This window comes from Streptomyces sp. B21-083 (assembly GCF_036898825.1).
Lineage (GTDB): Bacteria > Actinomycetota > Actinomycetes > Streptomycetales > Streptomycetaceae > Streptomyces.
Map to the genome: position 1 here is coordinate 4,076,773 of NZ_JARUND010000002.1, position 14,137 is coordinate 4,090,909.

A 14,137-nucleotide genomic window follows, 5' to 3' on the forward strand; every position below is an offset into this window, starting at 1 on the left:
GTAAGGACGGCGGGGGCGAATGCCTCAGCCGGCCCGATGCACCACCGCGTCGCACATCTCCACCAGGGCGGCCTTCGCGTCGCACTCCGCCAACGGCGCCAGTGCGGCCCGCGCGTCTTCCGCGTACCGCACGGTGTCCCGCCGGGCCTGCTCCAGCGCCGGATGCGCCCGCAGCCGGGCCAGCGCCACCGCGTGCCGGGCGTCGTCACTCAGGTCGGAGTCCAGCAGCTCGCACAACGCGATGTCCTCGGCCAGCCCCAACCGGGCCACCCGCTCCCGCAACCGCAGCACGGGCATCGTGGGAATGCCCTCCCGCAGATCCGTCCCGGGTGTCTTGCCCGACTCGTGGGAGTCGGACGCGATGTCCAGCACGTCGTCCGCGAGCTGGAAGGCGACCCCGAGCCGCTCCCCGTACTGGGTGAGCACATCCACGACGCTGTCGTCGGCCCCGGACATCATCGCCCCGAACCGGCAGGCCACGGCCACCAGCGACCCGGTCTTCCCGCCCAGCACGTCCAGATAGTGCTCGACGGGGTCCCGGCCGTCCGTCGGTCCCGCCGTCTCCAGGATCTGCCCGGTCACCAGCCGCTCGAACGCCTCCGCCTGCACCCGGACCGCCTCGGGCCCGAGGTCGGCGAGGATGTGCGAGGCGCGCGCGAACAGGAAGTCCCCGGTGAGGACCGCGACGGAGTTCCCCCAGCGTGTGTTGGCGCTGGACACACCGCGGCGCACCTCGGCCTCGTCCATGACGTCGTCGTGATACAGCGTCGCGAGGTGGGTCAGCTCCACCACCACCGCTGACGGCACGATCCCCGGCGCGTGCCGGTCCCCGAACTGCGCCGCGAGCATCACGAGCAGTGGCCGGAATCGCTTCCCGCCCGCCCGTACGAGATGCTGCGCGGCCTCCGTGATGAAGGGGACCTCGCTCTTGGTGGCTTCGAGCAACCCTTCCTCGACAGCCGCCAATCCGGCCTGGACATCGGCTTCGAGAGCCTGGTCCCGCACGCTCAGCCCGAACGGCCCGACGACGGTCACGAGGGATCTCCTGTCTGCTGGTGTCTACTGGCGGTCACACGGTGTGTCGATAGATCGCTGCCATCACTCAAGTCAGCGTATCCGGTCACGTTTCGATCACCGCTAGCACCCGCCCGTCCAGGCCAGGCGCTATGGGATCACGACCGGAATGTTTTTGATCAGTCCAAAGCATGGACATTTATAAACATCCCGCGACCCGTCGGCGAGCGCTCACGCGCATACGTCACCTCATCCCCACCGTTCACCGCGACCGTCACCACAACAACGTCACGTGTCGCGTCAGAGGTTCCACCCCCCATAACGTCTCGCAACATGCCGCACTACCACGCAATGGACATCGGCAGCCGAGAAGCGTCAAATCCCCCGAAATCGTTGCTCATCCCACTCACCTCACGACTACCCCCACGCCGTGATTCGAGTCACGCCCACAGATGACTCTCTCCGCTCACACTCCGCAAACTACCCATTCACAAAAGGCAAGTTGCCTTCCAGGCGCCATCTCCCACTTGTACCTTTTATCCGTAATGGGCATCCCAAATGGGTAAGTCCTGCATTTCTGCCCCTTGTTCGATCCGTGTGCTCTCGCATACGTTTCGCGCCACACCGGGCGGACCGCCGAATCCTGCCACCGCCCGCAGAGCAGCAACCCCACCCACCCACATGACTCACGCAGGCAGGAGCGGGGGACCCAGGTAAGCCGCCGGTCCGGGCGTTCACGCCGGAGCGGCTAGGGGTGAAGCCGTGCGCCGACCGCGCGCCCGGCCGGGCATCTCCCGCCCGAACCCGACAGCTCACCTCGCAGGCGCCGGAGAGGACTCACCATGCCCGTACGAGGTCAGCACCAGCACGCGAGAACGGCCCGCCGCCCCTTCAGGCTCACTCGCACGATCGCCATCACCGGGACGGCCGCCGTAGCTCTGGCCCTCCCCTTCCTGACCGCGACAGCGGCATCGGCCGCCCCGTCGGCCGCGTCGTCCACGACGACGTACTACGCGAACAACCTGGACGGCTGGATCCGCGAGTCGCTCGACATCATGGCGCAGCACGGCATCCCCGGAACGTACGACGGCATCTACCGCAACGTCATCCGCGAGTCGTCGGGCAACCCGTACGCCATCAACAACTGGGACTCGAACGCGGCAGCCGGCACCCCCTCCAAGGGCCTCCTCCAGGTCATCGACCCGACCTTCGCCGCCTACCACGTCGCCGGCACCTCGTACGACCCCTACGACCCGATCGCGAACATCACCGCCGCCTGCAACTACGCGGCGGCGCGCTACGGATCGATCGACAACGTGTTCGGGGCCTACTAGTCCGTCCGACCTCGGGGCCAGTAGCAGCCCAGGCCCGGTAGCCCCAGGCCCGGTAGCCCCGGGCCTGGGCGGCCCGGAGGGCGGGTGGACAGCCCAGGCCCGGGGCTAGCGGGCCGACCCACCCCCGAACAACCGCTCCAGCACCACCGCGATGCCGTCGTCCTCGTTCGAGAGGGTGACCTCGTCCGCCACGGCCTTGAGTTCGGGATGGGCGTTGGCCATGGCGACTCCGTGGGCCGCCCAGTCGAACATCGGGATGTCATTGGGCATGTCACCGAAGGCGATGGTGGCGGCCGAGGTCAGCCCGAGATACTCGGCGGCCAGCGCGAGCCCCGTCGCCTTGGTGATGCCGCATGGCTGGAGTTCGACGGTGCCCGGTCCCGACATGGTGACCGTCGCGAGGGAACCGACCGCTCCGCGCGCCGCCGACGCCAGTTCGTCGTCGGACAGGGACGGGTGGCGCAGCAACACCTTGCTGATGGGCTCGGCCCACAGGTCGTCCCGGTGCGGCACCCGTACGGCGGGCAGGGTCGGGTGCGGCATCAGATACCCCGGCTCGATGAGCGTGAGCCCGTCCACACCGTCCTGATCCACAGCGGCGTACACCTGCCCGACCTCGGCCTCGATCTTGCCGAGTGCGGTCTCCGCCAGCTCCTGGTCCAGGGTCACCGACCACAGCAGACGGTCCGCGCCGGCGTCGTACACCTGCGCCCCCTGCCCGCACACCGCGAGCCCCCCGGCACCGAGGTCGTCGAGCAGCGGCCGGACTCTCGGCGCCGGCCGTCCCGTCACGACCAGATGCCGGGCGCCGGCGGCCGTGGCGAGCGCCAGCGCGGCCCGCGACCGGTCGGAGAGCGTGTCGTCGGCACGCAGAAGCGTTCCGTCCAGGTCGGTGGCGATAAGCGCGTATGCGGTGGGAGCGGCCATGATCCAGAGAATACGGATCGTTCGGCCCATCGGTCTCCGTCCGAACCGGACGACGTTCGGCCTCCCGACAGCAACACCCCCAGCGCCTACGCCAGTTCCTGCCACAGCCACAGGCGCAGGCTCTGCCGTAGCCACTGGCGTAGGCACTCGCGTAGGAGGTCGCGGGCGACACGACGACGCGTTGCGGCGCACCGCCGGTTCACAAGATCGAGCGTGCCCCGCATTGACCCACGGGACCAGAACCCGAGCCCTACCCGTGCGCCGCCGCCAGATGCCCCGCCAGCCGGGGTGAAGCGAACTCCGTACCGCACACGAACCGCATCACCGGTCCGTACGAAGCGGCCGCCGGCAACCCCGTGAAGTACAGCCCGGGCACGGAGGACACATACCCCGCACCGAGCCTCGGCGTCCCCCGGCTCACCGCCAGCTCCGTACGCAGCTCATGCCCGAGGAAGTCCATCGCGGCTACGTCGACGCGGTAGCCGGTCGCGGCTATCACATGGTCGGCCGACAACTCCCGCGTACGGCCGCCGGGTTCCTGGACAGTCAGCACCGGCTGCCCCCCGACGAAGCCCACCTCGCTCCCCGGACCGTCCACCTTCAGCGCACCCTTGGCACCCTGCACGCCCGCCGCCTCGGCCGCTCCCCCGACCTCGATACCCCCCGTGACTCCCGTGGTTCCCGTGACTCCCGCCCGGACGATCCGCGCGACCTCGCTCACCTGCACCTTGCCCTCGAACCGGTCGCGCAGCCACCACGCGCCGAGCGGTCCGAGAACCCGGCGGACCAGGTAGTGGCGGGCCCGGGCCGGGAGATAGCGGTAGTGGTGCGGATAGTAGGTGAGGGCCCAGAGCGACCACGCGTTGCCGAACGGCGTCTCGGGCCGCAGCCTGGGCTGCTTCCAAGGGGGCGCACCGAAGGCGACGCGACCGCTCCCCCGCGACACCACCCGTACCCGTGCTCCCGCCTCCGCCGCCAGCGCCGCCGTCTCCAGCGCGGACTGGCCCGCCCCGACGACGATCAGTTCCCTGCCCGCGAACCGGCCCAGGTCGTGATGCTGCGAACTGTGGGACACAGGTCCCGTGGGCGAGGGCCCGTCCGGCGCCGCGGCCGCCAGTTCCGGGGGCAGATGCGCGAGCCCTGACAGTCCCGTCGCCACGACCACCGCCCGTGCGGTGAACAACTCTCCCGAGTCCAGCTTGAGTTCGAAGCCACCCCCGCTGCCCGTGTCCTTGTGGCGCCGGTCCACGGACACCACCCGCACTCGCTCCAACTCGGGCACCAGCCGCTGCTGGAACCACTCGCCGTACGCGATGAACGTCTCCACGGGGATGACGTCCTCGTCGGTGACCAGCCGGGGCGCCCCCACCGCGTCGCAGTAGTCCACCAGGGTGTGACCATGCTGCGGGGCGTCGATACTGGAGGCCGCCGGTGTGGATTTCAGGAGCATCCCGGCGGGCATGTGGTCCCGCCAGCTCACCATGGGCTCGCCGAACACTCTCACCGGGATGCCACGCGCCCGCAGATGCGCGGCGGTGGACAGTCCGAACGGTCCCGCGCCGATAATCGCTACTGGATGATTCACGAAGTCCCTCCCCAGGACGCTGCTTCGCCACTTCGTGTTGCTGTGTGCTCACTGCCACCCGCGACGCACCCGTACCCGTACCGACCCGCACCTCGCCGGCGGCTCCGGCTCTCAGCCGGCGCCGCCGCCACGACGGTTGGTCCGCCACAGTTGATACAGGTGCTTCGCGCCCGGCCGCACGAACCGGGCGAGCATCGTGAGGAACGGCAGCGGGTCGTCACCCGCGAGCCAGGCCAGTTCCGTCCCGTTCGCCCGGGTCGGCGCGTGCGGCGTCGTGTAGCCGCTGCGTCGGTAGGCGAGAAGGGCGGGCAGGTCGATGTTCTCCACGATGTACCGGTGACCGGCGCGCTGTTCCCCCTCCGGAACGGCGCGCCCGGTCAGATCGAGATGCATGGCCCGGACGACGTCCACTCCCGACTCGCTCTCGAAGAGCCGGAACTGGGCGCCCATCCTCGGGTTGAAGTCGAGGAGCTTGTACTGTCCGTCGCGCCGGTCGAAGCGCAGGTCGAGGTCGATGATTCCGGTGAAGCCGATCTGTTTGATGAAACGCGCGGCGAGGTCCGCGAGTTCCGGATTGTCGACGACGTACGCATTTGCCGTCATTCCTGCGTGCGGCGGCCAGGAACGGACCTTCACCCCCGTGAACAGGGCCCGCGGATTCGAGTCCGTGTCGAAGTAGGCGTGGACGATCCAGTCCTCGGCCTCCTCCCGGGGCAGGTACTCCTGAAGGATCACACCGGGACGCTCACCCCAGTCGCGGGCCAGGGACAGCAGCGCCTCCCGGCTCGCGACGCGTGTGGTGCCGTTGACGGCGGGCCGGGCGCGCCGCACGAACGCCTCCCGGTTCTTGGCCACCACCGGGAATCTGGCGGTCCGCGCGAACCGCTCGATGTCTTCGTAGGACTGCGGAAAGGCGGCGGACGGAGTCGGTATGCCGTGCTCCACGCACAACTCGTGCAGCCCCTGCTTGCTGGCGAGCCGACGCGGCAGCCCCGCCTCCACGCGCGGGAAGAGAAACGCGCCGGCGAGTTCCTCCTGCCGCTCGGCGATCAGTACGGCCGCCTCCTCGTCCGTGGGAACGAGGACAGCGGGACGCCCGATCCGCTTCCCGATCCGCAGCAACCCCTCGACGAGCCGCTCCGGTTCCTCGGTCCCGGTGGTCGGCCAGACGAACGCGCGCCGCAGATAACGCGACGAGGCAGCGGGCGTGTAAGGGTCCTCGGTGATCGCGTACATCGGAACGCCCAGCCGTCCCAGACTGCGAATGGCCCCGACGCCTCCGTGATGCAGTGGATAGTCACCGAACTTCACGATCAGCGCCGGCACGGCATGGTCGGCCGAGAACGGCACACTGCTGTTCCTGGCCACGGGTCCCCCCACGTGTCCCCCCTACGGACCGGACCCACCCCGTCCGTGTCCCCCCAAAGGACGCTAAGCCGGAATCACCCGCTCCGGACAACACTTATCCGGACATTACGAACTCTTTAGACACTGGGAGCACTGCCCTGAGCCGACGACTCACCCGTAACCTGTGGCGCGACCACATGGCCACACGAGAGCGAGGCAGCACCCCATGCCCCCCTTCGATGTCCCCGAGGGCGACCCCTTCGGCCCGCACAACCTTCCGTACGGCGTCTTCTCCCCGGCCGGCTCCACGGAACGCCGGGTCGGCGTCCGGCTCGGCGACCATGTCCTGGACGCGGGAGCGGCAGCCGCCGCACTCGGCTCTCCCTACGTATCCGTACTGGCCCGCCCGACTCTCAACCCCCTTCTCGCCGCCGGCCGCACGACCTGGTCCGACATCCGACGTGCCCTCACCGCCTGGGTCACCGTCCCCTCCCACCAGGACACCGTCGCCCCGCTCCTGCACCCCCTCTCCTCGGTGACACTGCACCTCCCCTTCGAGGTCGCGGACTACGTCGACTTCTACGCCTCCGAGAACCACGCCCGGAACGTCGGCCAGATCTTCCGCCCCGACGCCGCGGACTCCCTGACCCCCAACTGGAAGCACCTGCCGATCGGTTACCACGGCCGCTCCGGCACGGTCGTGGTCTCCGGCACGGAGGTCGTACGTCCCTCGGGCCAGCGCAAGGCCCCCACCGACCCGGCCCCGCTCTTCGGCCCGTCGGTCCGTCTGGACATCGAAGCGGAGGTCGGCTTCGTGGTGGGCACGCCGTCGTCCATGGGCAACCCCGTGGCCCTGTCCGCCTTCCGGGACCACGTCTTCGGCCTGTGCCTCCTGAACGACTGGTCAGCCCGCGACATCCAGGCCTGGGAGTACGTCCCTCTGGGCCCGTTCCTCGGCAAGTCCTTCGCCACGTCCGTCTCGGCGTGGATCACCCCGCTGGACGCCCTGGAGGATGCCCGACTCGCCCCGCCCGCCCGCACCCACCCGCTGCTTCCCTACCTCGACGACGCCGAGGAGGAGCCCGGCGGCTACGACCTGCGTATCTCCGTCGCCGTGAACGGGCACACCATCTCCGAGCCCCCCTTCTCCACCATGTACTGGACGGCCGCCCAGCAACTCGCCCACATGACCGTCAACGGCGCCTCCCTGCGCACCGGTGACCTCTACGGCTCGGGCACGGTCAGCGGCCCCACCGAACGGGAACGCGGCTCCCTCCTCGAACTCACCTGGAACGGCACCCGGCCCCTCGACCTCCCCTCCGGCAAGCGCACCTTCCTGGAGGACGACGACGAGGTCACCCTCACCGCCTGGGCCCCGGGCCCGAACGGCACCCGTGTAGGCCTGGGCGAGGTGACGGGCAGAATCACTCCGTCGAGCTGAGCCGACTCCGGGCAGCGGTGAGCGGGGCGCGTGCTGCCCGACACCGGCCTGGAGGAAACCGATGCGCCCAGCCCCGCAAGGCGTCGGCGGCCGAAGGGGGACAACCAACGCGGGCCGATGTCGGTTCCGGCTCGGGAGCCCCCCTGGTCTTTTCCCTTACGTCCAGCCACTCCGGGACTCCAGCCCTGGCCCCCCTACATCCAATCCTCCGGCTCGGGCTCCATCTCCATCTCGGGCCAGTCGTCCGGGCCCGTCCGGTCCGGCTCCGGCCCGGATCTCAGGCCCTCGCCGTCACTGACCGCGGAGCTGGGTTCCGCCCCCGCGCCCGTCTTGGAGTCCGGCGCCCGGCCCAGCGCCGCGAGCGCCTTCAGCACGCCCTCCCCGTACGTGGCGAGCTTCTTCTCGCCCACCCCGCTGATTCCGCCCAGCTCAGCGACCGACTCGGGCCAGACGCTGACGATCTCCCTGAGCGTGGCGTCATGGAAGATGACGTACGCCGGAACCCCCTGCTCACGGGCCTGTTCACCGCGCCAGGACCGTAGGGCCTCGAACGCCGGCTGCAGTTCCGTGGGCAACTCGGCCACGGCTGCCTTCGCCTTCCGCTCACCCCGGCCGCCGCCACCGGCCGACCGCGAGGTGGCCGCCTTCTTCGGTTCCTTCCGCATCGGCACGTCCCGCTCGCGCCGCAGCACCGACCCGCTCTCCTCGGTCAGCACCAGCGTCCCGTACTCCCCCTCGACCTCGAGGAGTCCCTGCGCCAGCATCTGCCGTACCACCCCGCGCCATTCGCCTTCCGCCAGCTCCTCCCCGATGCCGAACACGGAGAGCTGGTCATGGTCGAACTGGATCACCTTCGCGGTCCGCCGGCCCAGCAGAATGTCCACGATCTGCACCGCGCCGAACTTCTGCCGCCGCTCACGCTCCAGCCGCCACACCGTCGACAGCACCTTCTGTGCGGCGACCGTGCCGTCCCAGGTGTCGGGCGGCACCAGGCAGGTGTCGCAGTTGCCGCAGCCGCCCGGCTCCGGGTCCTGGCCGAAGTAGGCGAGCAGTTGGCTGCGCCGGCACTGCACCGTCTCGCACAGTGCCAGCATCGCGTCCAGGTGCGCGGCGGACCGGCGCCGGTGCGCCTCGTCGCCCTCACTGCCCTGGATCAGTTTCCGTTGCTGTATGACGTCGTTCAGCCCGTACGCCATCCAGGCCGTGGACGGCAGCCCGTCGCGCCCTGCGCGGCCCGTCTCCTGGTAGTAGCCCTCGACGGACTTGGGCAGGTCGTAGTGGGCGACGAACCGGACATCGGGTTTGTCGATACCCATCCCGAAGGCGATGGTCGCCACGACGACGAGACCGTCCTCCCGCAGGAAGCGGGACTGGTGCGCCGCGCGCGTGCCCGAGTCCAGTCCCGCGTGGTACGGCACCGCCCGCACACCGTTGGCGGACAGGAACTCCGCCGTGCGTTCCACGGAGTTGCGCGAGAGGCAGTAGACAATGCCGGCGTCGCCCGCGTGCTCCTCCTTCAGGAAGGACAGCAGCTGCTTCTTGGGGTCGGCCTTGGGCACGATCCGGTACTGGATGTTGGGCCGGTCGAAGCTCGCCACGAAGTGACGGGCGTCCGGCATGCCCAGCCGCTCGGTGATCTCCTGGTGCGTCGCATGCGTGGCCGTCGCCGTGAGAGCGATCCGCGGGACGTCCGGCCAACGCTCGCCCAGCAGTGAAAGGGCCAGATAGTCGGGCCGGAAATCGTGCCCCCACTGCGAGACGCAGTGCGCCTCGTCGATGGCGAAAACAGCGATCTTTCCCCGGGAGAGCAGGTCAAGGGTCGACTGCAGACGCAGCCGCTCCGGAGCCAGGTACAGAAGGTCCAGCTCACCGGCGAGGAACTCGGCCTCGACCACCCGCCGCTCGTCGAAATCCTGCGTGGAGTTCATGAACCCGGCCCGCACGCCGAGCGCCCGCAGTGCGTCCACCTGGTCCTGCATCAGCGCGATGAGCGGCGAGACGACGATCCCCGTACCCGGTCTGACCAGGGACGGAATCTGGTAGCACAGCGACTTGCCGCCGCCGGTCGGCATGAGGACGACGGCGTCGCCGCCCGCCACCACATGCTCGATGACGGCCGCCTGCTCACCACGGAAGGAGTCGTATCCGAAGACCCGGTGCAGCGTGGCCAGCGCCTCGCTGTCCTCCGCCGCGGCCGACACCGCGACTGCTCCCAGCCCCTCGTCCGCTTCCGTCATCACACCCGACCCGCCCATCACGCTCATCGCGCTCATCGTCGTGTCCCCCGTACGTCGCGCCTCGACCACTGCGTCCACCATAGGGGCCCGCACCGACAGCCCCGGAGTTATCCACAGGTCGCGCCCGCCCCACCTTGTCCGTGTCGCCGGGCCGCTGGGCCGAAGCGGGGTGTTCAGCCCAATGGGCGCCTTCGCGTGGCGCCCCCGAACAGCCCGGGACACGCTGCTCGGGCGGGACGAGGGGGGCCCGCACAACGGACCGGCGCTCCACGCGCCTCTCGGACCGACGCCCTTCCAGGCGCCTCTCCCGCTCAAGGAGCACCCGCATGCCCCGCCGCCAGCTCAAGGTCACCGTCGCGCTCGCCACGGCCGCCGCTTTGCTCTCCCTGGCCGTCGCTCCCGCGCACTCGGCGCCGAGCGACCCCGTCGACCCCGCGGTGGGGACCGAACTGGCCAAGGCGCTCGAAGCAACGGCGAAGTACCAGTACGCCCCGCCCGCCGTCACGGACGGCTACAAGGCCGCCTTCTGCGCCGTCCACCCCACACTCGGCGGGATGGGCTTCCACTACATCAACGAGAAGCTCTACGGTTCACTCGATCCAGCGAAACCGACCGCTCTGCTGTACGAGGACAGGGCCAACGAGGACTGGATGGACGAGGCCTCCGACGCGAGTTGGGTCGACGACCTCGACTCGTCGGGCGGGGACGGCCCCGCTGTCACCGCCCCGAGCGCCGCCACCGAGTCGCGCAGGCTCGTCGGTGCGGAGTGGATCGTGGTGGACAAGGACCAGAATCTGGCGACCGACGACGATCGCCCCAGCCTGTTCGGTGTGCCCTTCGACGGTCCGATGCTCGGCCACGAACCCGGCATGCCGATCCACTACGACCTGCACGTCTGGCTGTGGAAGAAGAATCCCAGCGGCATGTTCGCCCGCTGGAACCCCACGGTGACGTGCCCGACGCCGTGAACACACGCCGGGCCCCGGTCCCACATGGGACCGGGGCCCGGCGCAATCCGTGAAATCCGCTGGTCAGCGGACGAAGACGCCCGCCTGGTTCGCCAGGTCGAGGAAGTACTGCGGCGCCACACCCAGCACCACGGTGACCGCCACCCCCACCGCGATCGCCGTCATGGTCAACGGCGACGGCACAGCGACGGTGGGTCCGTCGGGCTGCGGCTCGCTGAAGAACATCAGCACGATCACCCGGATGTAGAAGAACGCGGCGATCGCCGACGAGATCACACCGACCACGACCAGCGCTCCCGCGCCGCCCTCGGCCGCCGCCTTGAACACGGCGAACTTCCCGGCGAAACCGGAGGTCAGCGGAATGCCGGCGAAGGCCAGCAGGAACACCGCGAACACCGCGGCCACCAGCGGCGAACGGCGCCCGAGCCCCGCCCACTTGGACAGGTGGGTCGCCTCACCCCCGGCGTCCCGCACCAGGGTGACCACGGCGAACGCCCCGATCGTCACGAACGAGTACGCGCCCAGATAGAACAGGACGGACGAGACCCCGTCCGGTGTCATGGCGATGACACCGGCGAGGATGAACCCGGCGTGCGCGATGGACGAGTAGGCGAGCAGCCGCTTGATGTCGGTCTGGGTGATCGCGACGACCGCGCCGCCCAGCATGGTGACGACCGCGACGCCCATCATGACCGGTCGCCAGTCCCAGCGCAGGCCCGGCAGCACGACGTAGAGCAGCCGCAGCAGCGCGCCGAACGCCGCCACCTTCGTCGCCGCCGCCATGAAGCCAGTCACCGGCGTGGGCGCGCCCTGGTAGACGTCCGGGGTCCACATGTGGAACGGCACGGCCCCGACCTTGAAGAGCAAACCCATGACGATCATCGCGGCGCCGATGAGCAGCAGCACGTCGTTGCCCATGGTGTCGGCGAGCGCCGGGTCGACGTTCTTGATGGTGCCGTCGACGACCTGGGCGATCGTCCCGTACGACACCGAGCCCGCGTAGCCGTACAGCAGTGCGATGCCGAACAGGGTGAACGCGGAGGCGAAGGCGCCGAGCAGGAAGTACTTGACCGCGGCCTCCTGCGACATGAGCCGCTTGCGGCGGGCCAGGGCGCAGAGCAGGTACAGCGGGAGCGAGAAGATCTCCAGGGCCACGAACAGGGTCAGCAGGTCGTTGGCCGAGGGGAAGATCAGCATGCCGCCGATCGCGAACAGCAGCAGCGGGAACACCTCGGTGGTGGTGAACCCCGCCTTCACCGCGGCCTTTTCGCTGTCGCTGCCCGGCACCGACGCGGCCTGCGCGGCGAAGGAGTCGACACGGTTGCCGTGCGCCTCGGGGTCGAGCCGCCGTTCGGCGAAGGTGAACAGCCCGACCAGTCCCGCGAGCAGGATCGTGCCCTGCAGGAACAGTGCGGGCCCGTCGACGGCGATCGCGCCCATGGCCGCGATGCCGGCCTTGGTGGTGCCGTATCCGCTGGTCGCGAGCCCCACGACCGCGGCGAACGCGGCGACGAGAGCGACGACGGACACGAACAGCTGTACGTAGTAGCGGGATTTGCGAGGCACGAACGCCTCGACCAGGATCCCGACGATCGCCGCGCCGATGACGATCAGGGTGGGCGACAATTGCCCGTATTCGATCTTCGGCGCATCGATCTTGGAGATCGGGTCGGCCGCCGTTGTCCACAGGCTGTGGACGGCTGATGCGCTCACTTGGCCGCCTCCACCTCGGGCTGGGGGTCCTTCTTATGGACGTCGGACATGGTCTGCTTGACCGCCGGGTTGACGATGTCGGTCAGGGGCTTCGGATAGACGCCCAGGAAGATCAACAGCACGATCAGCGGCGTCACCACCACGAGCTCCCGCACCCTGAGGTCCGGCATCTCGGCGACCTCCGCCTTCACCGGGCCCGTCATCGTCCTCTGGTAGAGGACGAGGGTGTAGAGCGCGGCGAGGACGATGCCGAAGGTAGCGATGATGCCGACCACCGGGTAGCGAGCGAACGTGCCCACCAGGACCAGGAACTCGCTCACGAAGGGCGCGAGACCCGGAAGCGACAGGGTCGCGAGGCCGCCGATGAGGAACGTGCCGGCGAGCACCGGGGCGACCTTCTGGACCCCTCCGTAGTCGGCGATGAGCCGCGAGCCGCGCCGCGAGATCAGGAAGCCGGCCACCAGCATCAGCGCGGCCGTCGAGATCCCGTGGTTGACCATGTACAGCGTCGCGCCCGACTGGCCCTGGCTGGTCATCGCGAAGATGCCCAGGATGATGAACCCGAAGTGCGAGATCGACGCGTACGCGACCAGCCGCTTGATGTCCCGCTGCCCGACCGCGAGCAGCGCCCCGTAGATGATGCTGATCAGCGCCAGTACGAGGATGACGGGCGTCGCCCACTTCGACGCCTCCGGGAACAGCTGGAGGCAGAAGCGGAGCATCGCGAAGGTGCCCACCTTGTCGACGACCGCCGTGATCAGCACGGCGACCGGCGTGGTGGCCTCCCCCATGGCGTTGGGCAGCCAGGTGTGCAGCGGCCACAGGGGCGCCTTCACCGCGAAGGCGAAGAAGAAGCCCAGGAACAGCCAGCGTTCGGTGTTCGTCGCCATGTGCAGCGAACCGTTGGCCCGCGCGGCGGCGATCTCCGTGAGCGAGAAGTTCCCGGCCACCACGTAGAGACCGATCACGGCCGCCAGCATGATAAGGCCGCCGACCAGGTTGTAGAGGAGGAACTTCACCGCCGCGTACGAGCGTTGCGTGGACGCCGTTTCCTCGCCGTGCTCGTGGGCACGGTCGCCGAAGCCGCCGATGAGGAAGTACATCGGGATGAGCATGGCTTCGAAGAAGATGTAGAAGAGGAAGACGTCGGTGGCCTCGAAGGAGATGATCACCATGGCCTCGACGGCCAGGATCAGGGCGAAGAAGCCCTGGGTGGGCCGCCACCGCGTGTTCCCGGTCTCCAGGGGGTCGGCGTCGTGCCAGCCGGCCAGGATCACGAACGGGATCAGCAGTGCGGTCAGCGCGATGAGCGCCACGGCGATGCCGTCCACGCCCAGCTCGTACCGCACCCCGAAGTCCTTGATCCAGGCGCGGGATTCGGTGAGCTGGTAGCGGTCGCCGCCCGGGTCGAAGCGCACCAGGACGATCGCGGCGAGCGCCAGGGTGGCGAGCGAGACGAGCAGCGCGAGCCACTTGGCGGCGGTGCGCCGCGCGGCCGGCACGGCCGCGGTGGCGATCGCTCCGAGGGCCGGGAGCGCCGCCGTCGCTGTCAGGAGGGGAAAGGACATCGG

General features: G+C 69.5%; 10 protein-coding genes. 3 read left to right on the forward strand and 7 right to left on the reverse strand.

Annotation, left to right across the window (positions count from 1 at the left end):
* Window positions 1-24: 24 nt before the first annotated feature.
* Entirely contained in the window at window positions 25-1,035 is a 1,011-nt protein-coding gene (locus QA861_RS42330) for a polyprenyl synthetase family protein (RefSeq protein WP_334594235.1), read from the reverse strand.
* Between the two features lie 821 nt (window positions 1,036-1,856).
* Here QA861_RS42330 and QA861_RS42335 point away from each other — a divergent pair.
* The gene (locus QA861_RS42335; RefSeq protein WP_334594236.1) at window positions 1,857-2,348 is read left to right on the forward strand and encodes a transglycosylase SLT domain-containing protein; all 492 of its coding nucleotides are present in this window, start codon (window positions 1,857-1,859) and stop codon (window positions 2,346-2,348) included.
* A 105-nt stretch (window positions 2,349-2,453) separates the two neighbouring features.
* Here the strand turns inward: QA861_RS42335 and QA861_RS42340 are convergent, their stop codons facing one another.
* From QA861_RS42340 to QA861_RS42350, 3 genes are all read right to left on the reverse strand, one after another.
* Complete coding sequence (locus QA861_RS42340; RefSeq protein ID WP_334594237.1) at window positions 2,454-3,275, reverse strand: HAD family hydrolase; 822 nt, start codon at window positions 3,273-3,275, stop codon at window positions 2,454-2,456.
* Window positions 3,276-3,525: 250 nt separating this feature from the next.
* Window positions 3,526-4,860, reverse strand: a complete 1,335-nt coding sequence (locus QA861_RS42345; protein WP_334594238.1) for an FAD-dependent oxidoreductase — start codon at window positions 4,858-4,860, stop codon at window positions 3,526-3,528.
* 111 nt (window positions 4,861-4,971) lie between these two features.
* Window positions 4,972-6,210 (reverse strand): carboxylate--amine ligase, encoded by a 1,239-nt coding sequence (locus QA861_RS42350; RefSeq protein WP_334595024.1) that lies wholly within the window; start codon window positions 6,208-6,210, stop codon window positions 4,972-4,974.
* 223 nt (window positions 6,211-6,433) lie between these two features.
* Here QA861_RS42350 and fahA point away from each other — a divergent pair, with 223 nt between their 5' ends.
* On the forward strand, window positions 6,434-7,648 hold the full coding sequence (gene fahA, locus QA861_RS42355) for a fumarylacetoacetase (protein ID WP_334594240.1): 1,215 nt from the start codon (window positions 6,434-6,436) through the stop codon (window positions 7,646-7,648).
* 194 nt (window positions 7,649-7,842) lie between these two features.
* Here the strand turns inward: fahA and recQ are convergent, their stop codons facing one another.
* Window positions 7,843-9,903 carry a DNA helicase RecQ gene (recQ, locus tag QA861_RS42360; RefSeq protein ID WP_443041693.1) on the reverse strand — a complete coding sequence of 687 codons (2,061 nt, stop codon included), beginning with the start codon at window positions 9,901-9,903 and terminating at the stop codon, window positions 7,843-7,845.
* Between the two features lie 308 nt (window positions 9,904-10,211).
* On the opposite strand from recQ, the gene QA861_RS42365 reads away from it, so the two are divergent.
* Entirely contained in the window at window positions 10,212-10,853 is a 642-nt protein-coding gene (locus tag QA861_RS42365; RefSeq protein ID WP_334594241.1) for a hypothetical protein, read from the forward strand.
* 63 nt (window positions 10,854-10,916) lie between these two features.
* Here the strand turns inward: QA861_RS42365 and nuoN are convergent, their stop codons facing one another.
* A complete protein-coding gene (nuoN, locus tag QA861_RS42370; protein ID WP_319090478.1) occupies window positions 10,917-12,566 on the reverse strand; it encodes an NADH-quinone oxidoreductase subunit NuoN in 1,650 nt (549 codons plus the stop codon).
* The gene (locus QA861_RS42375; protein ID WP_334594242.1) at window positions 12,563-14,134 is read right to left on the reverse strand and encodes an NADH-quinone oxidoreductase subunit M; all 1,572 of its coding nucleotides are present in this window, start codon (window positions 14,132-14,134) and stop codon (window positions 12,563-12,565) included. Before QA861_RS42375 ends, nuoN begins: the two co-directional genes overlap by 4 nt.
* Window positions 14,135-14,137 lie beyond the last annotated feature (3 nt).

Bases quoted from the DNA above. Each gene is read 5' to 3' on its own strand.
- fahA (WP_334594240.1), top strand. From the start codon at position 6,434: ATGCCCCCCTTCGATGTCCCCGAGGGCGACCCCTTCGGCCCGCACAAC.
- QA861_RS42365 (WP_334594241.1), top strand. From the start codon at position 10,212: ATGCCCCGCCGCCAGCTCAAGGTCACCGTCGCGCTCGCCACGGCCGCC.
- recQ (WP_443041693.1), bottom strand. From the start codon at position 9,903: ATGGGCGGGTCGGGTGTGATGACGGAAGCGGACGAGGGGCTGGGAGCA.
- QA861_RS42335 (WP_334594236.1), top strand. From the start codon at position 1,857: ATGCCCGTACGAGGTCAGCACCAGCACGCGAGAACGGCCCGCCGCCCC.
- QA861_RS42340 (WP_334594237.1), bottom strand. From the start codon at position 3,275: ATGGCCGCTCCCACCGCATACGCGCTTATCGCCACCGACCTGGACGGA.
- QA861_RS42375 (WP_334594242.1), bottom strand. From the start codon at position 14,134: ATGTCCTTTCCCCTCCTGACAGCGACGGCGGCGCTCCCGGCCCTCGGA.